Annotated in this window: 26 protein-coding genes; 25 read left to right on the top strand and 1 reads right to left on the bottom strand. The window is 61.7% G+C overall.

Annotation, left to right across the window (positions count from 1 at the left end; all coding sequences use genetic code 11):
* Positions 1 to 64 precede the first annotated feature (64 nt).
* Positions 65 to 415, bottom strand: a complete 351-nt coding sequence (locus DIE03_RS25390) for a helix-turn-helix domain-containing protein (RefSeq protein ID WP_124455128.1) — start codon at positions 413 to 415, stop codon at positions 65 to 67.
* Between the two features lie 180 nt (positions 416 to 595).
* On the opposite strand from DIE03_RS25390, the gene DIE03_RS25385 reads away from it, so the two are divergent.
* From DIE03_RS25385 to DIE03_RS25255, 25 genes are all read left to right on the top strand, one after another.
* Positions 596 to 1,471, top strand: coding sequence for a branched-chain amino acid ABC transporter permease (locus DIE03_RS25385; protein ID WP_124455126.1), 876 nt, complete (start codon positions 596 to 598; stop codon positions 1,469 to 1,471).
* Positions 1,472 to 1,474: 3 nt separating this feature from the next.
* A complete protein-coding gene (locus tag DIE03_RS25380) occupies positions 1,475 to 2,548 on the top strand; it encodes a branched-chain amino acid ABC transporter permease (RefSeq protein ID WP_124455124.1) in 1,074 nt (357 codons plus the stop codon).
* Positions 2,548 to 3,282, top strand: coding sequence for an ABC transporter ATP-binding protein (locus DIE03_RS25375; protein WP_124455122.1), 735 nt, complete (start codon positions 2,548 to 2,550; stop codon positions 3,280 to 3,282). The genes DIE03_RS25380 and DIE03_RS25375 overlap by 1 nt, the downstream gene beginning before the upstream one ends.
* Positions 3,269 to 4,039: an ABC transporter ATP-binding protein gene (locus DIE03_RS25370; RefSeq protein ID WP_124455120.1), complete on the top strand. Its 771-nt coding sequence runs from the start codon at positions 3,269 to 3,271 to the stop codon at positions 4,037 to 4,039. The genes DIE03_RS25375 and DIE03_RS25370 overlap by 14 nt, the downstream gene beginning before the upstream one ends.
* An 8-nt stretch (positions 4,040 to 4,047) precedes the next feature.
* The gene (locus DIE03_RS25365; RefSeq protein WP_124455159.1) at positions 4,048 to 5,226 is read left to right on the top strand and encodes an ABC transporter substrate-binding protein; all 1,179 of its coding nucleotides are present in this window, start codon (positions 4,048 to 4,050) and stop codon (positions 5,224 to 5,226) included.
* A 52-nt stretch (positions 5,227 to 5,278) separates the two neighbouring features.
* A complete protein-coding gene (locus DIE03_RS25360; RefSeq protein ID WP_124455118.1) occupies positions 5,279 to 6,691 on the top strand; it encodes an amidase family protein in 1,413 nt (470 codons plus the stop codon).
* A complete protein-coding gene (locus tag DIE03_RS25355) occupies positions 6,688 to 7,242 on the top strand; it encodes an amino acid synthesis family protein (protein WP_124455116.1) in 555 nt (184 codons plus the stop codon). The genes DIE03_RS25360 and DIE03_RS25355 overlap by 4 nt, the downstream gene beginning before the upstream one ends.
* A 115-nt stretch (positions 7,243 to 7,357) precedes the next feature.
* Positions 7,358 to 8,341, top strand: a complete 984-nt coding sequence (locus DIE03_RS25350) for a porin (protein WP_260434953.1) — start codon at positions 7,358 to 7,360, stop codon at positions 8,339 to 8,341.
* Between the two features lie 149 nt (positions 8,342 to 8,490).
* Complete coding sequence (locus tag DIE03_RS25345; protein ID WP_124455112.1) at positions 8,491 to 8,949, top strand: hypothetical protein; 459 nt, start codon at positions 8,491 to 8,493, stop codon at positions 8,947 to 8,949.
* Between the two features lie 277 nt (positions 8,950 to 9,226).
* Positions 9,227 to 9,478 carry an AlpA family transcriptional regulator gene (locus tag DIE03_RS25340; protein ID WP_124455110.1) on the top strand — a complete coding sequence of 84 codons (252 nt, stop codon included), beginning with the start codon at positions 9,227 to 9,229 and terminating at the stop codon, positions 9,476 to 9,478.
* On the top strand, positions 9,465 to 9,758 hold the full coding sequence (locus tag DIE03_RS25335) for a hypothetical protein (RefSeq protein WP_124455108.1): 294 nt from the start codon (positions 9,465 to 9,467) through the stop codon (positions 9,756 to 9,758). The genes DIE03_RS25340 and DIE03_RS25335 overlap by 14 nt, the downstream gene beginning before the upstream one ends.
* Positions 9,759 to 10,232: 474 nt before the next feature.
* Positions 10,233 to 11,078, top strand: coding sequence for a ParA family protein (locus tag DIE03_RS25330; protein WP_185658220.1), 846 nt, complete (start codon positions 10,233 to 10,235; stop codon positions 11,076 to 11,078).
* 357 nt (positions 11,079 to 11,435) lie between these two features.
* The gene (locus tag DIE03_RS25320) at positions 11,436 to 12,113 is read left to right on the top strand and encodes a lytic transglycosylase domain-containing protein (RefSeq protein ID WP_124455101.1); all 678 of its coding nucleotides are present in this window, start codon (positions 11,436 to 11,438) and stop codon (positions 12,111 to 12,113) included.
* 95 nt (positions 12,114 to 12,208) lie between these two features.
* Positions 12,209 to 12,502, top strand: coding sequence for a TrbC/VirB2 family protein (locus DIE03_RS25315; RefSeq protein WP_260434947.1), 294 nt, complete (start codon positions 12,209 to 12,211; stop codon positions 12,500 to 12,502).
* A 17-nt stretch (positions 12,503 to 12,519) separates the two neighbouring features.
* A complete protein-coding gene (locus DIE03_RS25310; protein ID WP_124455097.1) occupies positions 12,520 to 12,840 on the top strand; it encodes a type IV secretion system protein VirB3 in 321 nt (106 codons plus the stop codon).
* 1 nt (position 12,841) lies between these two features.
* Positions 12,842 to 15,310 (top strand): VirB4 family type IV secretion/conjugal transfer ATPase, encoded by a 2,469-nt coding sequence (locus tag DIE03_RS25305; RefSeq protein ID WP_124455095.1) that lies wholly within the window; start codon positions 12,842 to 12,844, stop codon positions 15,308 to 15,310.
* Positions 15,307 to 16,470 carry a type IV secretion system protein gene (locus DIE03_RS25300; RefSeq protein WP_124455093.1) on the top strand — a complete coding sequence of 388 codons (1,164 nt, stop codon included), beginning with the start codon at positions 15,307 to 15,309 and terminating at the stop codon, positions 16,468 to 16,470. Before DIE03_RS25305 ends, DIE03_RS25300 begins: the two co-directional genes overlap by 4 nt.
* A 16-nt stretch (positions 16,471 to 16,486) precedes the next feature.
* On the top strand, positions 16,487 to 17,182 hold the full coding sequence (gene virB5, locus DIE03_RS25295; RefSeq protein ID WP_124455091.1) for a P-type DNA transfer protein VirB5: 696 nt from the start codon (positions 16,487 to 16,489) through the stop codon (positions 17,180 to 17,182).
* A gap of 209 nt (positions 17,183 to 17,391) precedes the next feature.
* The gene (locus tag DIE03_RS25285) at positions 17,392 to 18,087 is read left to right on the top strand and encodes a virB8 family protein (RefSeq protein ID WP_124455087.1); all 696 of its coding nucleotides are present in this window, start codon (positions 17,392 to 17,394) and stop codon (positions 18,085 to 18,087) included.
* A complete protein-coding gene (locus DIE03_RS25280; protein ID WP_124455086.1) occupies positions 18,084 to 18,908 on the top strand; it encodes a TrbG/VirB9 family P-type conjugative transfer protein in 825 nt (274 codons plus the stop codon). The genes DIE03_RS25285 and DIE03_RS25280 overlap by 4 nt, the downstream gene beginning before the upstream one ends.
* Positions 18,901 to 20,127 (top strand): type IV secretion system protein VirB10, encoded by a 1,227-nt coding sequence (virB10, locus tag DIE03_RS25275; protein WP_124455085.1) that lies wholly within the window; start codon positions 18,901 to 18,903, stop codon positions 20,125 to 20,127. The genes DIE03_RS25280 and virB10 overlap by 8 nt, the downstream gene beginning before the upstream one ends.
* Complete coding sequence (gene virB11, locus DIE03_RS25270) at positions 20,124 to 21,242, top strand: P-type DNA transfer ATPase VirB11 (protein ID WP_111442662.1); 1,119 nt, start codon at positions 20,124 to 20,126, stop codon at positions 21,240 to 21,242. Before virB10 ends, virB11 begins: the two co-directional genes overlap by 4 nt.
* Before the next feature lie 9 nt (positions 21,243 to 21,251).
* On the top strand, positions 21,252 to 21,626 hold the full coding sequence (locus DIE03_RS25265) for a hypothetical protein (RefSeq protein WP_111442663.1): 375 nt from the start codon (positions 21,252 to 21,254) through the stop codon (positions 21,624 to 21,626).
* The gene (locus tag DIE03_RS25260; RefSeq protein ID WP_124455083.1) at positions 21,623 to 23,341 is read left to right on the top strand and encodes a type IV secretory system conjugative DNA transfer family protein; all 1,719 of its coding nucleotides are present in this window, start codon (positions 21,623 to 21,625) and stop codon (positions 23,339 to 23,341) included. The genes DIE03_RS25265 and DIE03_RS25260 overlap by 4 nt, the downstream gene beginning before the upstream one ends.
* The gene (locus DIE03_RS25255) at positions 23,338 to 25,194 is read left to right on the top strand and encodes a PriCT-2 domain-containing protein (RefSeq protein WP_124455081.1); all 1,857 of its coding nucleotides are present in this window, start codon (positions 23,338 to 23,340) and stop codon (positions 25,192 to 25,194) included. Before DIE03_RS25260 ends, DIE03_RS25255 begins: the two co-directional genes overlap by 4 nt.
* The last annotated feature ends 51 nt before the right edge of the window (positions 25,195 to 25,245 follow it).

Raw genomic sequence — 25,245 nt, 5'->3', positions numbered from 1 at the left:
TCACGGAGTGTCCGGGAAAGGCGTGCCGTTTTTACTAAGTAACTCTTAGTCTGCAGGCTAAAAATTACTTGGTCTTGGAGGTCAGGCCGATAGTCTGCGTCAACGCTTCAGCGCTCTTGAGGAGGGCCTTTCTCTTTTCGCGAGGCAACCTTGCAGCAGTTGCGAGAAGGCTAGCGAGCAGGTCGTCTTCTTCGTAAAGGTAACTGGTCGGAACCTGCAGTGCACTGGCCAGCCGTTGGCCGATCTGCAGCTTCGGTGTGTGCTTTCCGCTTTCGTATTGGTTCACGCGCGCGCTTGCGGAGAATTCGTCGATACCCGCTGCGATCCCAAGTTGCTCCTGGGTGAGGCGCGAGTGCAGACGGGCCTGTTTCAGGCGCTTGGGGAAAGCAGAGGATGTCGATGAGGGCCGAGGCATCCTAAGAGTTTCTTTAGTTATTGCAGGATTTTTACTAAGTATCTCTTAGCCTAAAAACTAAGAATTGCTTAGCCTGATGGCGGCGAAGTGATGACTTCTCCGCTTGGTGAAACGAGACTCCGCAGTTTCTCGAGTTGGACGGGATTGGCATGGCGGACATGACATGACGGACTTTTGACGATGGCGACAATCTTGAACATCCTCAGCTACGTGAGCATCCTCGCGCTAGTCGCGCTGGGTCTCGCGATCATCTTCGGTTTGATGGACATCGTGAACCTCGCACACGCGGAATGGGTGACGATCGGGGCCTACACGTTAGCAGTGGCGCAATCGTTGGGCGGGCCGCATGCGTTCTGGCTCGCGTTGTTTGTGGCGCCGGTGGTTGGTGCGGTGCTCGGGTGGTTCCTTGAGCGCCTCGTGATCCGACTGCTCTACGACCGTCCGCTCGACACATTGCTGGCGACGTACGCGATCAGCTTGATCGTCCAGAAAGCCCTTGAACTGATTTTCGGCACACATCCGATGTTGGTGTACGCGCCTATAGATGGGGCGATTCCCGTGCCGGGGGGCAGCTATCCGGCGTATCGGCTGTTCGTGATTGGCGTTGCAGCGACGGTGACGACCGGTTGCTGGCTGCTATTCGCCTGTACGCGCTTCGGAACTCAGTTGCGTGCTGTGATCCAGCACCCAGCGATGGCAGAGGCGGTCGGTATCGACACGCGACGGCTGAACCGGCTGGCGTTCTGTGGCGGTGCCGCACTCGCATCGCTGGCCGGCGTACTTGTCGCACCGATGATATCGGTGGAGTCCCACCTTGGCGTCGCTTATCTGGCCAAGGCGTTCTTCGTGATCGTGTTGGGCGGTATCGGTTCGATCGCCGGCAGTCTGCTAGGCAGCGCCTTCGTCGGCACGGCTGAAACGCTGCTCAGCTATCGCGTGGATCCGTCACTCGCCTCGGCGATCGTGCTGGTCCTGTCCATCGTTCTGATCCGTTTTCGGCCACAAGGCCTGTTGCCCGGTTTCAGCGCCGCCCATCAGCTCCACGGTAAAGGTTGAATCATGCTCCGACAACTTCTTGCGAGTGCGCGCCGCTGGCTGTTTCAGCCAGCGATCGGTATCGAAGACATCTCTCCGATGGCAATCGGCGCCGCGATTGTTGCGGCCGCATTGGTCTTGCCGTTTTGCCTAGGGAGCTATTTGCTTTTGACCGTGCGGGATGCGCTGATCATGGGACTGCTGGCACTGAGCTACGACCTGTTGTGGGGCAGGGCCGGTGTGCTCACGCTCGGACACACGACTTTCTTCGGGCTCGGCGCGTACGGTTTCGCAATCGCTACCATGCAATATGGACAGACGTCCGCCGTCGGAGTGATCGTTGGACTGGTCTGTGCCGTGGTCGTCGCAGCCGTGTTGGGCTATTTCCTGTTGTTCGCCGGTGTGCGGTTGCACTTTTTCGCCATTATCAGCATGGCCGTGCTGATTGTCGTCCAGCAATTGGCGACAAGCTGGCAGTCGGTCACGGGCGGTGATACGGGCCTCCTCGGCATTCCGGGATTGTCCTTCTCACCGGTCGGGCAGACGCTCGATTTGAGCGGACCGCGCGGGTCCTGGTACACGGTCGTGACGGTGCTTGCCGTGCTGCTCGTCGCGACCTGGTTCGTATGCCGCAGCCGGTACGGCAAAGTCCTGACCGCGATCGCGACGAACGAATGGCGCGCAAAGGCGTGCGGCTATCACACGTCCGGGCACCTTTTGCTGGTGTTCGTTGCATCGGCCGGACTTGCCGCTATCGCAGGATCGTTGATGGCCGCCTGTTCGGGGGTAGTGGCGCCCGATGTGTTTTCGCCGGTGCTGGCCACCGAAGTCATTCTATGGGTGGCGATCGGCGGTAAAGGCACGCTCGGTGGTCCGGTGCTCGCCGCCGTCGGGTTGACGCTGCTCAAACAAACGGTATCGAGCGCAACCACTGACGGATGGCCGCTTCTGCTCGGCGCATTGTTCCTCTGCTGCGTGCTGTTCCTGCCCAACGGCGTACGACTCGGGGGCTTGATCGCCGGGGCACGTCGGATCGAGCGAATTCGACGGGGACGTAGCCCCTTACATCGTGCCGAACGCGTGGAAGGAGGCCGGTAATGGATACGCCGCTGATAAAGGGTGAAGGGTTGCAGCGCGCGTTCGGCGGCATTCATGCGGTCGACAACGTCGATGTGTCGATTGACTCGCGCGACCTGCTGTGCGTGATTGGCCCGAACGGCGCTGGCAAGAGCACTTTGGTCGGGCTGTTGTCCGGTGCGATCGCGCCGGGGGCCGGAGAGTTGTATCTCGCCGGTGTGCGCATGACGGGGCGGCCGATGCACCAATTCTGCCGACGCGGCGTGGTTCGCAAGTTCCAAGGCACGAACACATTTCTTTCAATGAGCGTGCGCGAGAACCTCGTCGTCGCAGGCCTCGGTGTTGCGTCGTACCGGGACATGCCGATGCCGAACCCGGACGCCATTCTGGACGAGATAGGACTGTCGGACCAGGCCAACTTATGTGCGATGACCCTGCCGCATGGTGAACGCCAATGGCTGGAAATCGGTATGGCGATGATGTGCCAACCCGCGTTGCTCTTGCTCGATGAACCGGCCGCCGGCCTGTCGGCCGCCGATGCGCAACGGCTCGTGCGCCTGATTCACCGGCTGCGCGAGCGCTGCGCGGTACTCGCGATCGAGCACGACCTGAGCTTTGTCGAGGCGCTGCAGTGCGAGACATGGGTCATGCATCGCGGCCAGATCGTTCGGCGAGGCTCCTATGCGGACATCGCGCGCGATGAAGAAATCCGGCGCATCTATCTCGGTCAGGGAGCGGGTCATGCTACACATTGAGAATCTGTCTGCCGGATATGGCGACGTCGCGGTGCTGCATCAACTCGACCTCGACGTCGGGCCAAACGAAGTTGTTGGCGTGCTCGGCTGTAATGGTGCGGGCAAGACGACCCTGGTCAAAGCGATCATGGGCTTGCTGCCACGCGTGACGGGCGACGTGCGGTTTCAGGGGCAATCTATCAACGGCTTGCGCACCCATGTGATTGCCCGACGCGGCATCGGATTGGTACCTCAGGGGCGCTGGATTTTTCCCAAGCTGACCGTGCGCGAGAACCTCATGATGGGCACGCAGGCTGCGGGTGGTGGGGCGATTCTCGACGAGGTGTTCGAATATTTCCCTATTCTCAAGTCCAGACTCTCGCAGCACGGAGGCACGCTGTCCGGCGGTGAGCAACAGGTGCTCGCGATTGCCCGCGCGCTGTGCGGTCGGCCGAAACTGCTGGTGCTGGACGAACCGTCCGACGGTGTGCAGCCGAATCTGGTCGAACTGATCGGCGAGGTCATCCCAACGTTGTGCCGCCGATCGCAGCTCGCCGTGCTCCTGGTCGAGCAGAACCTCGATCTCGTGCTGCGCAGCGCACAGCGCTGCATCGTGCTCAAGAACGGGCGACTTGCCCATGCCGGCCGCATCGAGCCGCGAAGCGGTGCCGCAGGGGCTCATCCGTTGGCGCAATACCTGTCGCCGGCCGCCGAGTCTGACACGTCTTCAATCTCTTCACCACATTCGACGCATTCCAACCTGAGCTCCACCCAATGAAGAACATGATGAACCGCCGTGCCTTTACCCGAACCGCGCTATTCAGTGCCGTCGGCGCACTCACCACGTCCGCTATGCCATCGTTGGTACGGGCCACCACGCCGCTCAAGATTGGCTTGCTTGCACCGCTGAGCGGTCCGCTCACCCGCGTGGGTGAGACCAACCGCAACTGCGCGCAGTTGGCCGTCGACGAAATCAACGCCGCCGGTGGATTGCTGGGACGCCCGTTGCAACTGAGCGTCGAGGATACCCAGATGTCCACCGCTGTGACGCTGCAGAAGGCCAGGCAACTGTTGATGCGCGATGAGGTCGCGGTCCTGACTGGCATGGTGCTACCGTCAGAGCGCGAAGCAGCGTTGCAGGCCGCCAAGTCCGCTGGCCGGCTCGTGATCTACCCGAACTTCGACGAGGGGCGCTGCGATCCGAATCTGTTCACTACGGGCCTGACTGTCAACCAACGCATCGACCCACTGATCGATTGGCTGATGCGTCAGGGTGGTCGCACGGTGTGCGCGGTAGTCTCGGACATCGGCAGCAACCGCAAGGTGCTGGTCCCCAGACTGCAGGCAGCGGTGAAGCGTTACGGCGGGCAGTTTCTCAACGTGTATTGGTTGCCGTTCGGCACGCGCGATTATGGTGCGGTGCTGCAGCAGATCGCCAGCCAGCGCCCACAGATCGTCTGGCACAGCATCGGCGACGACCCGGTCACCTTCGTCAAACAGTACCGCTCGTTCGGCATGAAACCGCAACTGGTGACTGACATTGCACACGAGTCGCTGTCGATTGCAACCACCGGCGCGTCGACCGGGATCATCGGCGTGTCCTCGTATTTCATGAGCGTCGACAACCCAGAGAACCGGGATTTTCTCGCGCGCTACACGGCGCATGAAGCAGGGCCACACGACCCTCGATTAGGGCAGTTGGCCGTGGTGCTACCGCACGGTGAGTGCACGTATGCGGGACTTCGCCTGTTTGCCGCGGCTGTCAAGGCGGCCGGCAGCGTCGACGTGGCCCGCGTGAAAGTCGCGATGCCGGGTGTTTCGTTGAACCTGCCGCGTGGTAAGGCGGGCGTGAGCCAGGACGGTGACCATGTGTTGTGCCAAACCCTTATCGGCAGGGCACTGGCGGACAATAGTTTCGCGGTGTTGGACTCGGCCGGACCGATTCCACCGCAGTGTGAGGGATAGGCATGAGGGAATCGAGCGCGTTCTAATTTATCTCAATTGCTAAGGATTGCATATGAATGACGTACTGGGAATGAATGCCGAGCAGCTAATGGCCGGCTACCGGCGTCGCACGTTCTCGCCCGTCGAAGTTATCTGCGCGGTGCTGGACCGGGTTGCGCACTTCAATCCCTTTGTCAACGGGGTGTGCAGCCTCGACGAGGACAGCGCGCTGGCCGCCGCGCGCGAGTCGGAGCGACGCTGGATGCGGGGGGAGCCGTGTGGATTGTTGGATGGCGTGCCGGTCTCGGTCAAGGACCTCATCGCCGTGCGCGGACTGCCTACCCGATACGGATCGCTCACGTCACCCAGTGCGCCGGAGGCCGATGACGCACCCGCGGTCGCGCGACTGCGACAAGGCGGCGCGCTGCTGTTCGGCAAGACCACGACCTCGGAGTTTGGCAACAAGATCGTCACGGACAGCCCGATCACCGGCATTACCCGTAACCCGTGGGACCGGCGTCTCACGTCCGGCGGGAGCAGCGGTGGATCAGCTGTTGCGGTTGCGCTCGGCATGGGACCGTTGTCGCTGGCCACCGACGGCGGCGGCTCAATCCGCGTCCCAGCTTGCTGGAGCGGGGTGGTCGGAATGAAACCGTCGTTCAACCTGGTGCCAGCCGGCGCGGCGGTGAGTTGGACGCACCTATCGACGCTTGGGCCGATCGCGCGCTGCGTAAGCGACGCGACGCTGATGCTGACCGTGATGGCCCGCCAGAGCGATGCGCGAAGACTGGTTTCTGCTTGTCCCGATCTGCGCATCGGTCTGGATGATGGCATCGCCGGTTTGCGCATCGCCTACTGTCCGGCACCTGCGGGCGTACAGGTTGAGCCCGACATCGCCCTGAGCATCCGTCATGCGGTGGGCCTGTTCGAGGCACTCGGGGCACAGGTCGAGGAAACGGACGTGAAGCCGCTTGACGGCTATCTGGAGAGCCGCATACACGCCATTCAGTGGGCCGTGTTCTTTGCACAAAGGGTCCGGCAGCTTCATCCCGCTGCGCGGCCGAAGCTCGATCCGGATGTGTGTGCGCTGGCCGAGGCGGGCGATAGCGTCCTCACATCGACCTTTGTCGATGCGCTTCAGGCGCGCCACGCACTCACGGTCGCGATGGCTGCGTTCTTTGAAGACTACGACCTGCTGGTCACGCCGACATTCCACTGCGCCCCACCGCTCGCGGAGGGGCGGCCCGAGCGCTCGCGCATGGCACCGCCGTTGACGTCGTGGTGCAACCAGACTGGGTTGCCGGCGGCGAGTGTGCCGTGTGGTTTGCCAGGTGGATTGCCGACGGGCCTACAGATCGTCGGGCCACCGGGCGGCGATGCGCTGGTGTTGCGTGTGGCACGTGCGTACGAATCCGCACGCGGTCCGTTTCCGGTTCCGACAGAAGCAATGCAGGGCCAGACGGAGGGCGCGGAGGTGCGGACATGAATCCTCCCATTACCAAAATCGTCGTCCAACTCCTTGAACGGCGCGCCGAACTGCAAGTGCCGGTCGACCCGCCGCATCGGCAGGTCGTGGTGGCGGCAGTGCTCCAATTCGACGACTGGCGCGCGGACCCGACACGCGCGGCGCTCGAGCCGCTCTATGAGTTCGGCGCTGAGCTGGGCACGTTGCTGACCGGACGGGCGCGATGGGCGCTGGATGTCGCGCCGTCGGCAATTCAGGCCTATGGCAAGGCCGCGCTCGTAGGCAGCGCGGTACCGCTCGAGTGTGCCGCGGCGCTTTTGCATCCCCGCATGGGCAAGGCCATGCGTGAGAGCTTGCCTGGCGCCACGTCGTTGATCCCGTCGGTGACCAAGCGCGGTGCGCCAGGCACATGCCTGGACATTCCGTTGCACTGCACCACCGACATGTGGAGCTTCGACCACTTCGACGCGGTATCGCTCACGCTCGCCGATGCGCCAGCGTCGAACGAGATCGTGGTGGCAATCGCGCTGGCCGACAGCGGTCGGCCGCTCGCGCGGGTACGTCCGGTTTGAACAAGGGCGACGTCAAGACACCACGACACGCACAGACAATCACAAGGACGAAGGAGACATCATGCAGTTAAGGAAATTTGGGGGTAACGCAGGGAAGTGGGTTGTGGTGTTAGGCATGTCAACCTGTGCGGGGATCGCACATGCGCAATCATCGGTCTCGCTCTATGGGCTGGCCGACGCATTCGTTGGCGAAGTTCATCCTGCCGGTGCAGCCGGCAACGCGTGGCAAGTCGGTTCTGGCGGGATGACGACTTCGTATTGGGGGATGTCCGGTACGGAGGATCTGGGCGGTGGCATGAAGGCCGTCTTCACGCTCGAGAGCTTTTATCGTATCAACGGCGGTCAGGCCGGTTCGTTTCCCGGACAGTCATTTTTCGGGCGAAATGCCTTCGTTGGTCTGAGCGGCCATTTCGGGGAGTTGACGCTGGGGCGCAATACCGCGCCGCTGTTCGTGTCGACGCTGCTGTTCAATCCGTTCGGCAATTCGTTTGTCTTCTCGCCGATCGTCGTGCATAGTTTCCTTGGCTCGGCCATGGGTGCTGCGTCACTCCAGAGCGATACTGCGATCGACAATTCGCTCCTTTATCAGACACCCGAGGTGGCCGGTCTGTCGGGAAGTCTGCTTTACAGCAACGCCGGCGTCGCCGGCCATGCAGGGCAGGCCAACTATAGCGCGAACGTGTTGTACTTCGCGGGCCCGTTTTCCGCGACGGCCGCCGTGCAGAGTCTACACACGGCATCGCTGTTTCTCAACGGCGCAACCGCGCAGACCGCCTGGATGGCCGGTGGCGCGTATCGGTTGCGTGCGGTTAAGTTGTTCGCACAGTACGAACGTGTGGACAACAACAATCACGTCACGGACGATACGGTACAGCTCGGGGCAAGTGCTCGGATAGGGTTAGGAAGCGTACTGCTGTCGTGGGCGGGAACACGGCGACGACCGTCGGTAGGCGATCATATCCGTTGGTCGACGGTCGCGTTGGGTTACGACTACCCGCTGTCGAAGCGAACCGATGTGTATGCAGCTTGGCGTTATGACACGATCACAGGTGTGTCGACGGGCAATAGCGCGGGTGCCGGGATGCGGGTCAAATTCTGAGAGTACGACCTCGTTAGGGTAGAACACGGCCGGATCGGGTGTCCGGCCTTCAGTGCAGCGATTGCTTGGGGTGGAGACCAGGATGCATTCGGCTGGATGTGAGGCGCGCGGTATCATGTCTCAACATCATCACGGGTACTTCATGCCTCATGGTTTTGCAGAAAGTCCGACGCCCGGGTCGCAAGCCGCTTACGAAAGGTGACCTCTTGCCATTGCCGACCGCGAAGGTCCGTGCGCTGTCCCTCGAAAATCATATGGCGCTGGCCGCTGTGCGGGCCGGTCATGGGGGAGAAGAGCAAATCAGTTGTCTGTTACGAGTCGTCTACCTCGCGTTCTATATGCGCAGCGAGACCGACACAGGCGCGGATTTGAGTATGTACCGGCAAGCCGAAGCCGCTTTGGAAGCATGCATTGCACGCGCGGAGCAGGGCGCGGCTTGGCTGTTGCTTGGTCGCGAGCAGTCCATGATCGAGCAGATCCTGGTCGTTCATGACGATCAGTTGGCGGCCGTGCCGATGCACCGGTACTGCGCAGCCTGGGAAAACCTCCAACGATTGATGGCGGGACAGCTCGCGTCACCCATTGCAACGCTAAACGTGGCGTCGTGAAACCGACCAGTCTCCCGTAAAGCACCCAGAGATCACCTTCCCTGCCTATGGCGAAGTTACGAAGTCGGCCGCCGCGAGGGCTGCATCTACTCGCGATGACCTCGCACTGCGCTTTGGGCGCGCGGGCCTCCTTCATACCATCCGCGAATTCCACCGAGATGCCGCGCTGAACCGACGGGATGTCCCGTCGATACGACGGGTTTGGTCCATCGTCATTTTCGCTGCTTGAATGCTCTTCACGTCCGGCCACGTTCGTGCCGGGTATGGAGGGCGAATCATGTCTTGGAATGGTGACGGAACGCGGACAATCTTGCGCCGACGACAGGTCGAGCAGTGCACCGGTCTATCGAGGTCGACGATCTACAAGCGCATGCAAGACGGAACGTTTCCTCGTGCCATTGCGCTTGGCGGACGAATGGTAGGGTGGCGGGCGGCCGATATCGAACAGTTCTTGGCAGATCCTGCGCGATATCGCGCTTCGCAGGCGCGCGAACCTGAAGAGCAGGACGGCAGCGGTGAAAAACGATAAGCCGCCGCCGTCGCTCGATGAGCGTCTTCGCAACTGGGGGCAGTCGAATCGTGGTGCCCATGATCCCGTTGATGCCGAATATGTGACCCGAGCATGGCGAACACTGCCGCCCCGAAATCGGGATATTCTGCGCATGGTCTATCTCTGGCATGCGAGTCGAGAAGTCGTGTGTCGACGGCTGAAGATTGCCCGCCATCCACGTCAGCATTTTGATCTGGAACTCCATGCGGCACGGTCCGCGCTTGCCCGCGCCCTTGCAGAAGGCGAGACCAAACAGTGACATTCGAGGAATGAATGTTCGGTGACTTCCATAGTACGGCCGCTCGTGCGGCGTGAGTCGCACTCGCCTCGTGTAGGTCCGCCGCGGACAATATCGAGTTCACCCCGAACACGAAATAAATATAGGAACAGCGAGGAGCTTCACGGCACGATAGAGATATCGTCTCATCTCGTCGACGCATGTCGGCCCTTGAATCGACGTGGCAGCTGACCTACAGTGAAGCCAACAATCTGATCCGGTCAACGTGCACAGCACGACCGAGTACGCGTTAGCGGCCCCGCAGCATTGACGTCTGTGTGATGGCGTAGTGTGCCGTAGCGTTCGTGAGAAAGCCTGTAATCGCAGGCTTTTCTGTTTTCTGGCGTGCTCTCAAGAATGCACGTTGAACTCGTCGGGATCCTTCCTCGTGCCGGGATTCTCTCACTTTCATCAAAGCACGTCGCTGCTCGGAGCCCCATCCGAAGAGTGACGACCATGAAATCGCTTCTTGTGGCTTCGGGCCATGGTGGTACAGGCAGAACGACAGTGGTGTGTCAGTTTGCCCATTATCTTCGTCTTGTACGCGGATATCGGGTGTTGGTGCTTGATCTGGCCGAGCCGGCGTGTAGTGCCATTTCGCTTACACGTGGCGCCCGTGCACGCTCGATGAAGCGTGCGGCGCTCGATATTCGGTCCGACCGACTATCTGATGTGGCAGAACCGTGCATTTGCGTGCTTGCGGCGGACGCCGTTGCCGGCATTGCGTATCGAGCCGATCCGGCTGGCGTGCATTTCTACGCCAACTTGCGACACCTGTTGACCCGGGTCGCTCCGTTGTTTGACGTCTGTTTGATCGATAGCCCGCCGTGGCCTGACGCGCGTGCCATTTGTGCGGCTGCGCTCGCCGACGCGCTGATTAGTCCCGTTCTGTTGTCGCCGGACACGCTTGAGCAGGTCGCCGATTTCGTCAATGGCAGCAATGGCGTGCGCAATGTCCGAGCCCGGCTCAATCCGTCGCTGTGCTTTATCGGTATCGTGCCCAACTGCGTCGAGATGACTCCGCGGCAGCAAGCCCGATTCAAGCCGTTCGAGGCGTGCGTGGCCACCTGGCTGGTTCCACATGATCAGAGCCCAAGCGGCCATCTATTGCTCCCCCGGATTGACGCCATTTCGCAGGCGCAGGCGAATGGGACCTCGGTCCTGGATCTCATTCCAGTCGGTCTGGCGGCCAATCGCGAATGGCAGGCCATGAGCGCGTGTTTCGACGTGCTCGCACGGCGACTCGATTCTGCAAATGATGCGGCATTGCCTTCGGAAATGGCCGAGGCATGCCATGCATAATTCCGCGTTGATTCCGGATGTGCGACAAAACGTGTGGCGTGGTGTGGTGTCGCTTGCGGTCGTGCTTGGAACGTCGATGGCGTGGCCCGATGTCGCACGAGCGGACGATTGGGGTTGTCAGGTGATGTTGTGTCTGTCTAACCCCGGTGGCCCGGAGCAGTACGCCGAATGCGTACCGCCAATCGAGAGATTGTGGGCCGCTCTGCGAGACGGCGATCCTTTTCCAACCTGTGATCTTGCTACGGCTGGCACGCTGAACGGAGCGGCACGTAACAATATACATTCCGCCCATTATTCCGCGACGTCGGCAGTGCATCTCCTGCAGCAGGTCGTTCGCCCAGGAGAGGGGGATCGATAATGCCATTCGATTTTCTGTCGCTCGTGCACGACTGCGCGCCGCAGATCGCCCCGGCCACGATGGCGGCGATCGTGCGCACCGAATCAGGATTCAATCCCTACGCGATCGGCGTCGTTCACGGGCGGCTGCGTCGACAGCCATCGAATTTGGCCGAAGCGGTCGCGACGGTACGCGCGCTGGAGGCAGGCGGCTGGAATTTCAGTGTCGGGCTCGCGCAGGTGAATCGCGCGAACTGGCTGGCCTATGGCCTGACCGCCGAGAACGCATTCGAGCCATGTCGCAACCTAGCTGCTGGTGCAGCCATTCTGCAGCGCTGTTTTACAGCGGCGGTGGCGACCCGAAAGCTCCACGCAGGGACCGATTATCAGGCTGATGTACAGGCCGCATTACGCGCGAGCCTGTCCTGCTATGCGAGCGGCAATTTCTCGACCGGCTACCAGACGGGCTACGTCCAGCGTGTCGTGGAGAGCGCAGCGGCGCTAGCTTCCTCGAATTCGTCTGTTCCGGCGATTGCACCCATTCCGGTCGTACCGATCGGTTCTGCAGTGTCGATTCGTGCCCGTCGCTCAGAACCTGCGGTTCGGCAGCTATTGCGGCGGGATCGTGATGTGATAAACGCCGCTTCGCCCGTTACCGAGGAGCCTCTTAAACCGGACAGTAGTGCAGTGGTGTTCTAACTCGACATTGACGAATTAGATTGAGATGTATCGGAAGGGAGTCGATCATGTGCTTAGGAATACGATATAAATCATCGATATTCGTCGAACGGACGATGCGATTTCTGTCTGACCGAAAGGCGGAACTGGCAATCATTCTTGCCACTTCGGCCCTGATGTTCACGGCCCCGGCCCGCGCGCAACTATCACAGGTCAATACGCTGCTCAACACGATTCAGACGACGTTGCTGAGTGTCGGGGGCGTGATTTGTTCGATTTCGATTATCTGGGCTGGCTTTCGGATGATGTTCCAGCACGCCCGGTTCGGTGATATCGCGAACGTGTTTATCGGCGGTCTATTCGTCGGTTGCGCGACCGTCATCGCCGGCATGTTGATTCCTTCGAGCTGATCCGGGGGCAACTAACCATGCATTCTCTCAAGGATCCCGTCTTCAAAGGCTGCACGCGTCCCGCGATGCTTTGGGGGGTGCCGCTGGTGCCCTTCCTGATGGTCGGCGGCGGCATGCTGATCCCCGCAATCTGGGCACTGCTGGCCAGCCCTGTGCTGGGTGTCGCGATCCTCGTTTTGATGATTCCGGTGTTCGTCGCGATGCGGGTGACGACGCGCCACGACGATCAACGGCTTGCGCAGCACGCGCGACGCGCCCGCGTGGCGTTGCGTCAGGTCAATCGCCGCTTCTGGGGCGCACACGCCTATGTGCCGGTGCGCCTGAAGAGGAGGGCATGACATGGCGCGCCAATCGCACGTCGGATCCGTCGCGAGCCGGGAAGTGCCGCTTGCCGGCTATATCCCGTACTCGACGCATGTGACCGACCACGTCATCAAGACGCGAGAAGGCGACTACCTGCAAATCTGGAAGATCGCCGGCATTGCGTTCGAGGCAGCCGATCCCGCCGACATCCTTGCGCGACACGAAGGATTCAACCAATTTGTGCGCGGACTGGCGGGCGGCCATGTGGCGCTGTGGTCGCATCGTCTGCGCCGACGGGTGTCGGACCGATTCTCGACGCAGTACGACAACCGCTTCTGCGAGGAACTGGCGACACGCTACTACGCGAGTTTTGCGGGATACCGGATGATGGCCAACGAGTTGTATCTGACGGTGGTCTATCGGCCAAACCGCACCCGCCTCGGACGTGTCTTCAGCCGTGCGGCACGTCGCACGCGCGACGATATCCGGCGCGATCAACTCGACGCACTGAAGATGATGTCGGAGCTCGCGGCCCAGGTCGAATCGAGCCTGAAACCCTACGAACCGGTCGCGCTCGGTGTCTATCGCCGGCCGAGTCCCATCGTGGCCACTTCGCGCCGCTATTCGTCAGCGCTGGAACTGCTCGGCTATCTGGTCAACGGAGTCTGGGAACCTGAGCCCGTGCCAGCCGGCACGATTCGCGAGGCGCTGCCGATTTCGCGGCTCTTTGTTGGGGCCGAGAAAATCGAGATTCGCATGCCGACGGCAACGCGGTTCGCGGCGATGCTGGACCTCAAGGATTATCCGGAAGACACCGAACCGGGCATGCTCAATGGCCTGCTGTACGGCGACTTCGAATATATCGAGACGCAGAGCTTCACGATTCTGGATAAACCCACGGCGAAGGAGGCGTTGGAGCGGCAGCGCAATCAGCTTATTGCCGGTGAGGACGTTGCCCTGTCCCAGGTCGACGCGATCGACCGCGCGCTCGATGATCTGATCAACGGGAATTTCGTTCTTGGCGAGTATCACTATTCGCTGGCGGTGCTCGGTGACTCGCTGAATGACGTGTCTCGCAGCATCGCGAAGGCACGAACGCAGCTGGCCGACGCCGGGTTCCAGACGGCATTGATCGATCTCGTGGCCGATGCGGCCTGGTTTGCGCAACTACCGGCCAACTGGCGCTACCGGCCGCGCGAAGCGAAGCTCACATCGCGCAATTTTTGCGGTTTGGCAAGCCTGCACAACTTCGCGACCGGCAAGCGCGAAGGCAATCCGTGGGGCGAGGCAATCACGATCGTCAAGACACCCAGCGGCCAGCCGCTTTATCTGAACTTCCACGCGACACCGGATAAGCAGGACTCACTCGACGAGAAGGCACTCGCCAACACGCAGATCATAGGCCGGGCAGGAGCGGGCAAGACGGTACTTGAGCTGTTCTTGCTCGCGATGGCGACCAAGTATGACCTTACGGCGGTGCTGTTCGACAAGGATCGCGGCACGGAGATCGCGATCCGTGCGATGGGCGGCACCTATACCGTGTTCCGCCGCGGCGAGCCCACCGGGCTTAATCCGTTCCAGATGGCACCGGATGAGCCGGTGATCGATTTCTGGGAGCGCCTCGTGCGCAAACTCGTTGACGTCGGCGAGCCATTGTCTGCAAAGGACGAACTCGACATCTCACGTGCTGTGCGAGAGGTCACGCGTATGGACAAGTCCCTGCGCCGTTTGTCGATGGTACGGCAGCTCCTACCGAACGTGGGCGAAAACAGCTTGCATGCGCGGCTGGCCAAATGGTGTGCGGGCGGACGTCTGGGGTGGGTACTCGATAATCCGGCGGACCGTATCGATCTGGCGCACGCGAAACTGTTTGGTTTCGACGACACCGAGCTGCTGGACGATCCCGAGGTGTCGACACCCGTGACGATGTACCTGCTGCATCGGACCGAAAACCTGATCGACGGCCGACGCTTCATCTATGTGATGACCGAGTTCTGGAAGCGGCTCGGGGACCCAGTCTTCACGGATTTTGCGAAGAACAAGCAGAAAACGATCCGCAAGCAGAACGGGCTGGGGATTTTTGATACCCAGTCGCCGGCCGACGTATTGCGAAGCGAAATCGCCAGTGCGCTGATCGAGCAGAGCGCGACGTTTTTCTTCCTGCCGAATCCGCGTGCCGACTACGACGACTACGTGCATGGCTTCAAGCTGACCGAAGCCGAATTCAATATCGTGCGCAACCTGGGCGAGAGCAGCCGCTTGTTCCTCGTCAAGCAGGGCCATCGCTCCGCGATCGGCCGACTCGATCTCGCAGGGCTTGGTGATGTGCTCGATGTCCTGTCCGGCACGACCGATAACGTCGAGCTGCTCGATGCGATCCGTGCCGAAGTCGGAGATATGCCCAAAGACTGGCTGCCCGTTTTTCATGAGCGACTAGCGACGCGCCGGGCGGCTCAGGCGAGCTCGCGCTTGTCCCCGACGCCCGGGCCGGGAGGTGCGGGATGAGCGGCCTCTTTACTGCCGTGGGGGGCACCCTCGAAAACGGCATGTCGACCTACGTGACGACCGTATCGTCGGCGCTTTCCGGAGCGCTCGTGCCGGTCGTGACCACGGGCGTCACGATCTGGGTGCTGGCCTATGGTCTCGCGGTGGTGCGCGGCGAAGCCCACGAGGCGGTGCCGGCCTTTGCCTGGCGAGGGCTGAAAGTGTCGATCACGCTGGCGTTCGCGCTGAGCGCCGGGATCTACCAGCAGCAGGTTGTCACAGCCGTCAACGGCGCGACGGCTGGGCTGGCCCAGACCATCCAGAACGCGGCGAACACGACGGGCGGGGGCAACCCGGGATGCGGGTCGGCCAACGGCAGCACCGTGACGGGACAGGGCGCCGCGACCAGCATTTACCAGACACTCGACTGCTACGACCAACAGGTCGACCTCGTGATGGACGCCTACTTCAACAAGGCGACGCATGAGGGAATCAGTCCGAGCGGTCTGGCCGCCGCGATTGGGGATTTCCTCTGCGGCCTCATTGCTGCGCTCGGCGGGTCCATCTTTTTGATCGTGCTGGCCTTCGAGGTCGTGATGGCAAGGATGCTGCTCGATCTCGTGCTCGGACTGGGCCCGATCTTCATCGCGTGCGCCGCGTTTGCGCCCACAGCGCGATTTTTCGAAGCGTGGACCGCGAAGGTTGCCAATTACGCGTTGCTACAGGTTCTGGTTGCTGCCTTCCTTGGTATGGCGCTCACGGCGTTTTCGGCCGATCTCACTTCGTTCCACGTGACGGACGGTTCACCCGGTGCCGATTCGTCAGCCCTGATGCAAGCCGTTTCCGCCTCCCTAGACGATGCCGCTGCAGCGGCGGCCGCGATTGGGCTCTTTGCGACCGGGATGTTCCTCGCGATGGTCGGTTGGCAGTTGCCTTCGGTTGCAGCGGGTTTGTCTGGCGGCGCCACTCTGTCGGGTTTCGGCGCGTTTGTGGCCGGCATGGCATCGCGAAGCCTCGTCACGGCGATTGGGCGGGCGTTCAGCCGTAACGGACGAGGCCCGCCCTCCGGTGGCGAAATTCGTGATCGGACGGGTTCGGGCGGGAGATCTGGGTCAAGCGGCGGCGGGACCCCAGCTTACCAGCGCGCTGCACGCGCGAATTTGGGCCAGCAGGACAGCTGACCAGGAGGGAATGACCATGAACGGACGAAGCAAATGGATCACTGTCGCATTCGTGTGTGCGGTGCGGTGCATCGGCGCTCACGCGCAAGGGATCCCGGTTTACGACGCGCAGAGCGTCGTGCAGGCCATTGCCACCGTGGGCCAACTCAAGCAGCAAGTGCAGCAAGAAATGCACATCTACCAATCGACGATCGGCACGCGCGGTTTCGGCGCGCTTCTGAGCAATCCGGTCGTCGCCAACTCGTTGCCGTCGAACTGGCAGAGCGTCTATACCGCGATCCAGAACGGCGGCTACGCGGGCCTGACGGGCAGTGCGCAGGCATTGCGCTCGGCCAACCGGATCTACGACTGCGAGGACCAGACCGGGGTGGATCAGCAGGTGTGTCGGCGCACGCTCAACAAGCCCTACCAGGACAAGGCGTTCGGTCTGCAGGCATACCAGACCGAGCTGCAGGAGCTGGACCAGATCCAGAGTCTCGCGCAACAGATCAACGCGACGCAGGACCCGAAGGGCGTTGCGGAGTTGCAGGCTCGCATTCAGGCCGAATCCACCGCGGTCGGCAACGAGATGACCAAACTGCAGCTCTTTCGCATGCTGGCCGAGACGGAGGACAAGCTCGTAGCCGAGCAGCAAAGTGAACTGGTGCTGAGCCGAGCGGGTAAGACCAACCGGCTCCAGGACCAGATGGTGCCCGCGTCATTCGGAAACTGAGGCGACACCATGTCCACACTGAGCTCGCTGACGTTCGCCGGGTGCCTCGCCTGGAGTCTTGCCGCCTGCAGCAGTGGGCCACCCAAGCCCGTATTGCCGGACGGCCTGCACCGCGTGCCGGTCAATCGTGTCCCAGACGTGCCTGACGTGCCAACGACCGTGCCGGCTGCTCCGGACCAGCCTGCGTTGCCGGATGCTGGAGATCGCTCATGAGCTCGCACAGTTATGGCCGCGTGCTTGACATCGAGGCGTCGCTGACACACCTGCAGGAGTGCTCCGAGCGTCGTGCATGGCACGTCGCTTACGCTGCAGTTGGTATTGCCGTGCTGAGCACGGTAGCACTCGCAGTGATGGTGCCGTTCTATCGCGTAGTGCCTTTGCCCATCGAGGTCGATCGCCTGACGGGCGAATCCCAGGTGATCGACGTGCTCGACGCCCGCCACGTGCATACGAAGGAAATCCAGGACAAGCACTGGGTCGAGACTTATGTGCGCGCACGCGAGCGCTATGACTGGGGACTGCTGCAGATGGACTACGACAGCGTGCTCACGATGAGCGATGACGTCGTTGCTCGCGATTACCGTGGCATCTACAGCGGTCCCGATGCACTGGATCGGCAGTTGGGGGCTGGTGTCGAGCGGCGCATCCGGATTCTCTCGGTCACGCTGCCGCCCGACGAACCCGGTCGTGCAGTCGTGCACGTCGAACGGACGTCGTTCAAGAATGGCGAGGCCCATGCCGAGCCAACCCAGCGTTTCGTGATCACGCTGGCTTATACCTACCGGCCGCCCGTGTTCACGCGTGAGAGCGTGGCAATCGCCAACCCGTTCGGCTTCAAGGTCACAGCCTATAGCCGGGATGCGGAATATACGCCGTCGGCGTCGGCAGTAGGAGGCACACCATGAGAGTGCGTCCGTTCGGCATCGCGCTGGCGAGTCTGTTACTCGTGGGGGGCGCGAGGGCGGTTGATCTGCCCGGTTGGAACGGCGACTCGCGCGTTCGCCAGGTGATCTATCGAGCCGATGAGGTGGTGCGTGTGGAGGCTCAACGCGGCTTTGCGACGCACATCGCGCTGGGTTCCCACGAGCACATTCAGGTGGTCGCGCCTGGAGATCGAGACGGCTGGCAGGTGGTGGCGAACAAGGGCGATCACGATGTGTACCTGAAACCGCAGCTTGCCGCCCACGATTCGAATCTCGAAATTCGCACCGACCGGCACAGCTACAGCTTTGATCTCGTGGTGCTTCCGCTGAAGTCGAAGTTCGGCAATGACCGCGTGATGTATCGCGTGACTTTCGTCTATCCGGACGAGTTGGCGAAGCGGGCGTCAGGGGAATCAGATGTCGAGTTGGTTGCGGAGCGCCTGGCACAGCCGGCGGCCGTGCGCAACTCACGGTATTCGATGCAGGTGATGCCGAACTCCGACGACATCGCGCCGACTGCCGCATGGGACGACGGACGTTTTACGTATCTGCGTATCCCGAACAACCGACGCATGCCGGCGATTTTCCGGGTGGCTGACGACGGTACGGAAAGCGTGGTCGACAAGCACATCGACGGTGACACGATAGTCGTGCACGAAGTGGCGAAGCGATTCGTGCTGCGGCTCGCCCGGGAGGTCGTTGGAATTTGGAATGACGCTTACGACATCGACGGCGTGCCGGCTCATGACGGCACGACGGTCAACGGGGTGACGCGCATTCTGCGGAGCCATCGAGATGAATGACGATACCCCGCACAACGTGATTGAACCCGACGATGGCTCTGACCGTCGGTCTGAAGGTGGCCAGAACGCGGGCGCATCTAATGCTTCCGCTGATCGCGGTATGCCAGCGTTGGGGCAATACCGAGGTGCACGTCCGCGCGCTTGGTGGCTGACGCCCGTGGTAATCGTGCTGATCGTCGGTGTGGGTGCCGTTTGGACCGTGCACGGATTTCTCGCGCGGCACGATGCCGAGGCGAAGGCGCGGCGCGATTCGATGGCGGGTACGTCTTCCCAGGGGCGCATGTTCAACGATCTGCCCGCGTCGTCGGTCGGTAGCGCAGCCTCGGCCACGGTACCAGCAAGCGCAGTTGCCGTGCGCCCCGCATCGAGTGCGGGCGTGGTCACACCTGCTCGTATTGCACACGCTGCGACACCCCGCAGCTACTACGATGCGCCGCTGCTGGCAACGGGCGGTGGGCAGGAACTCGCGGGCGTGGCGCCAGGCGTGCCGGGGTCGGGTAGTGCACCTTTCCCGCTTGCCGCCGGCGTAAGCGGCGGCGCAGGCGCGTCAGCGCGAGATCCGGGGCAGATGGGGGGCGGGCTCGCCCAGGCGCTGATGCCGACCGTGACACCGCGTGTTCAGGCCGGGACGCTCGGCAATCGGAGTCTGATGCTTGCGCAGGGCGCCAAAATCGACTGCGCGGGCGATACGGCGTTTGATTCAACCGAGGCTGGCGTGTCGACCTGCACGGTGACCAAGAACGTGTATTCCGACGACGGCCACGTCGTGCTGATTGAACGGGGTTCGCAGATCAACAGCCAGTATCGCTCGAACATGTCTCCGGGACAGAAGCGGGTATTCGTGCTGTCGGCCCGTATCAAGACACCCAACGGTGTCACGGTCGAGATCGATTCGCCGGCGGCCGACGCACTCGGCCGCATGGGCATCGACGGCGACGTGGACAACCATTGGAGCCAACGCATTGGTGCCGCAATGCTGTTGGGCGTTACCCAGGACGCGATCGGCTATCTGTCGACGCGCGGCGGCAACGCCAACGGATCGGTGGTGTTCCAGAGCACGCAACAGCAGGGCAACGACATGGCCACGCGCGTGCTCGACAGCACGATCGGTATCCCACCGACGCTCACCCAGAACCAGGGCGCGGAGTTCACGATCGTGATTGCGCGCGATCTCGACTTCGGGTCGGTGTATGTCCTGCAGCCGGAGGGCACGCAATGATGATTCACTCGCCCCAGTTAGATGCGTCGCGCGACTCGGTGCTCGCTCGGTTACCCGACGACGCATCCGTGCGCGAACTGATGCGACCGTTCGCGCCGCTGCTCGACGATCCCGACGTGACTGAACTGGTGATCAATCGGCCGCAGCGCGTTTTGACCGAGAACTCGGTCGGTTGGCACGGCCACGACTACGCGGATCTCGATTTCGACCGGCTGATGTCATTCGCGGTGTCGGTAGCCACCCTGACCAATCAGGAAGTATCGTCGCAGTATCCGATTCTGTCGGCGCTGTTGCCGGACGACGCGCGTATCCAGATCGTGGTTCCGCCGGTCGTGCCGGCGCGGACGGTGTCGGTCACGATTCGCCGTCCGTCCCCAGACGAAAAGACGCTCGACGCATGTCGCGACGAGGGATTGTTCGACGATACGGTATGGCGCAGGCCGGACGGACTCGATTCAGCGCTGCCGTCCTTGCGCGCCGAAGACCGGAAGCTCGTCCAGTGCCTGGAAGAGCATGATTGGGGCGCATTCTTCGAGCGCACTGTCACGGGCAGGCTCAACATCGCAGTGGTTGGCAATACGGGGTCAGGCAAGACCAGCTTCATGAAGACCCTGTGCCGCTCGATTCCTGCGACCGAGCGGATCGTGACGATCGAGGACGTCCGGGAGCTATTCATCCGGCACATCGAGAACTGCGTGCATCTTCTATACAGCAAGGGCGGGCATGGTCACGCGCAGGTGACACCAGCGGACCTGATTGCAAGCGCGATGCGTATGCGTCCGGATCGCGTGCTGTTGGCCGAACTGCGTGGTGCTGAAGCTTACGACTTCCTGAAGCTTCTGACGACAGGACATGCAGGGTCGATCACGAGCTATCACGCGCCCAATGTGACCGTCGCGATCGAGCGATTCGCGCTGATGGCAAAGGAACATCCGGAGGCCGTCGCCTGGGACGATGCCGCACTCAAGAGGTTGCTGTTCCTGACAGTCGATGTCGTCGCGCATATGGAATCACGCCCGGTGTTCGACGTAGAGGGTAAACAGACCGGGCGGCGCTGGGGCATAACCGAAGTCTGGTTCGATCCGGTGCGTAAGGCACGCACCGCGTTTGTATAGGCGGCGGCCATGGATCATCCGTCTTCTCCTTTGCGCCAGCATATTCGGATAGCTGTAGTGACGTTGGCCACGCTAGCTTGCTTGGTGGCTGGACTGGCAGCGTCGCTCTGGCTCGCGTCATTCCTCTTCTATGCCAGCCTGCGCATTAATCCGCTGCACGCGGGACTGTGGGGTTGGCTCGATGCGGTGCTGATGTGGCGAGACGGAATGATGCCGAACGTCGGGCGCAAGCTGGTGGGATCGGCGCTGTTTGCTGTGCTCGGGTCCTTGGGTGGTCCGGCATTAGGCGTTCATGCGCTATGGGCGAGCTCGCGTCGACGCCGCTTGTATGGCAGTGCGCGCTTTGCGAATGAATCGGAAATCCGGCAGGCGGGGCTGCTATGACGACGCACGCCCACCTCAATCCGTCCCCTGCGATTGTCGTGGGGGTATGGCGCGGCCGCTATCTGCGGTTTGCAGGTCAGCAGTTTGTGCTGCTTGCTGCTCCTGCCCGCTCAGGCAAGGGTGTCGGCGTAGTGATCCCGAATCTGCTCACCTTTCCAGATTCGGTGGTAGTGCTCGACATCAAGCAGGAAAACTATGCGGCCACAGCCGGCTTCCGCCGCGCGAATGGGCAGGAGGTGTATCTGTTCAATCCGTTTGCCGAAGATGGCCGGACACATCGCTACAACCCGCTGTCGGCAATCTCCGATGGCTTGTTCCGGGTGGGCGACATTCTCGCGATCGGCTATGCACTGTATCCACCAGGCGGCAACGACGATTTCTGGAAAGATCAGGCGCGAAACTTGTTCCTCGGCATCGTGCTTCTGCTGTGCGAATGGCGCGATGCGCACCGGGCTGGCAAGGATGCGTCGACTCCCGATTTTCCCGTCACGATGGGCGAAGTGCTGCGGCAATCGTCGGGCAATGGCATGCCGGTCAAAACCTATTTGCAGCGAGCGCTGGTCCGGCATCGTGGCTTGCTCTCGCAACAATGCGTGGATGCACTGAATCGCTTCCTGTCCAATGACGACAAGGTGCTGGCGAGCGTGTTGGCGACCTTCAATGCGCCGCTGACGATCTGGGCCAACCCGATTGTCGACGCAGCAACGAGCGTGAGCGATTTTGATCCGCGGGATCTGCGGCGCCGACGTATTTCCATCTATATCGGTGTCACGCCCGACCATCTGTCGGAAGCGGCCTTGATCGTGAACCTGCTCTTTTCGCAGATTATCAACCTGAACACGAAGCAACTGCCCGAAGCCGATCCGACACTCAAGTTCCAGTGCCTGCTTTTGTTCGATGAGATGACAGCAATCGGAAAGATCCACATTCTTCCGCGCGCGATTGCCTATTTGCCAGGCTTCAACCTGCGCGTGCTGTCGATCGTGCAATCGATCGCGCAATTCGAATCCGTTTACGGGCGATCCGATGCGCGTACCATCATCACGAACCACGCGATGCAGATCCTCTATGCACCGCGCGAGCAGAAGGACGCGAACGAATACTCGGAAATGCTCGGTACGTTCACCGACCAGTCGCGCAGCGTGAGCCGCCCCAACGCATTCTTCGGCGGGCGGGGTGGTTCAAGCGAAAGCGTATCCGAACAGCGCCGGCCGTTGCTGTTGCCGCAGGAGTTGAAGGAACTGGAGCGAGATAAGGAAATCATCTTGCTCGAAAACACCAAGCCGATTTTGGCCGACAAGATTTGCTATTGGCGCGATCCCGAGTTCGCCTCCCGCGTCGTGCCCGCGCCGTCCGTGCCCGCCCTGAACATGGCGCATTTCTCTGCGGTGGTCGAGCGCCGGTTGCGTGACCTGCATCCTGATGAGCTCGACCCGGAGGGTGCGGGGCTCATCCATCTTCCGCACGAGTACCTGGAAGTATTGCAGGCGTGGAATCCGCGTGATCTGCCGCCGAACCTCGCAGACATCAGCGAGGAGGAGGCTGTGGCCTACGTGGAGCGGCATTTCATGCTGCTGGGCATGCCAGTCAGTAAGGTTGAGCAGGCGCGACGTTGCCTGAGCGTGAATGATCTTGATGTGGCTGAGCTCGACTTTGTTGAACCTGCGCGCCAGGCAACCGCGAGCGGTCCGCCAGTTGCGGGAGCCCGGCAATGACGACACCCTATGTGAATGACGCAGACCGCGCACGTGCAGCGCTTGCCGTGATTCCGGCCGACGACTACGAGACCTGGGTCGATATGGCGTTTGCGCTCAAGCAGGGCTTCGGTGACGAAGGCTTTGAAATCTGGGACGCATGGAGCCGCACGGCAGCCAACTACAACGCGCAAGCGGCCCGGACCACATGGCGCTCGGCCAGTGCATCAGGTGGCAAGACGCTCGCGACGCTTTTCTGGCAGGCGCGTCAGCACGGCTTCGATCTGAAGCGGGCGAATTATCCGGATCGCGTGACCGCCGTACTGGCGGCGTCGCCCGAGGTATTGGCTCAGCGCGCACGGGAGGAGGCTCAACGGCAAGCACGTCACGCAGCGGTTGCTCACGAGGCCGCATCGATCTGGCAGTGGGCGAGGCCAGTCGGCCCGGCGCATCCCTATCTTGTACGTAAGCACCTTGACCCTGCATACACGTTGCGCGAGCTCGATGCACTTGAACTGCGTGCGCTGCTTGGCTACCTGCCGGCCAGCGAGGACGTGCCGCTGAGTGGACGTGTTTTGATCGTGCCTGTCTGGAACGGATCGATCTCGACGCTCGAACTGATCGACGAACACGGGCGCAAATCGTCCCTGGCTGGCGGCGCGAAGCGAGGAGGTTATTGGACGACGGAGCCGAGATGGGTTCCGGCCAGCGCTCCGTCGCAGGTTCTGATCGCGGAGGGTATGGCGACGGCATTGGCGGCTTCGAGAGCCACAGGCTGGTTCGCAACGGCGGCACTGTCCAGCGGGAACCTCGGGCTGGTGGCGCAGAGGTTGCGTGAACAGTATCCCGCCGCGGACCTGATCGTGCTAGGTGAACTGGGTAGTGGCGAGGCGCAGGCTCGGTGTGCGGCGGAAGATGCGAGGGCGCATCTGGTTTGGCCACGATTCGCCGCAGATGCGCGCATCCACGGCATGGTGCCGAACGACTTCAGCGACATGGTGGTGCTGAGCGGATCTGAAGCGGTCGGCGAATACCTGCGCGCCATGGTCCGCTCTGTTGTAAGGGCAGATGGTCGATCGGAAATATGCACCGAATCCGGTTTCACCTTGGTTGATGTCAATGAGTATGAGGAGGGCGGGAAGATGAGCAACGTCAAGGAAAAGCTGTTGGCAGATGATGACGGTACGTCGCGTCGCCGGTCCTCAAAGCGCGGTGCACCGAAACAGGCGACGCCGGATGTGCCGGCAACGGACCGTGCATCCGGCTCGGCATCACGCTCGGTGGATGCTCTGCCTGACACGCTGCCCGTTGCGGCGCCATCGGCTGCCGATCCGCCTCGATTTGCGTCGACGCGTCCGCCAATCGGCGAGCCGCTGTTTGGCGTCGGTGACGTTCCGAACGAGGTCAGGGCGCTGGCCGAGCATCGGTTTGGCTCACCCCTGAGACTGGGCACGCCACGCGAAAACGGCGGCCCCTATCGGGGTGAGGTGTTCAACACGGAACACTATCTGATCCAGCAGGTCGCGACGCGCAGTGTCGTGTTCCATCGCAAAGATCGGATGACGTTTGTGTCCGACCGTCTGAAATGGATGGATGAAAACGCCCGGTTGAACGGATCCGAGTTGCAAGTGGGTTATGACGGCGACCAGGCGAAGGTTTATCCGTGGGACCGGGCGCGCGATCTGCTGGAACGTATGGTGGGTTCGCTGAAGAAGTCGGCACGCGAGTTGAATTACAGCCCCAATCTGGAGGCGATGCTCGATCAGTTGCAGGCGAGGTCCTGGACGCGCATCCGTGAAGCGCGTGCGGCCGCACTGGAAAAGTCGCGGGAACAGGAAGCGTCTCGCGAAGCCGGTTTAATGCCTGACCGATAAGGCATACCGGCATCGCGCCGACATACCACGCCGATCTCTGGAATGCGAGGT

Source organism: Burkholderia sp. Bp8992 (assembly GCF_003853705.1).
In the GTDB taxonomy this organism is placed as follows: Bacteria; Pseudomonadota; Gammaproteobacteria; order Burkholderiales; family Burkholderiaceae; genus Burkholderia.
This window is presented reverse-complemented; position numbering and strand designations above follow the sequence as displayed.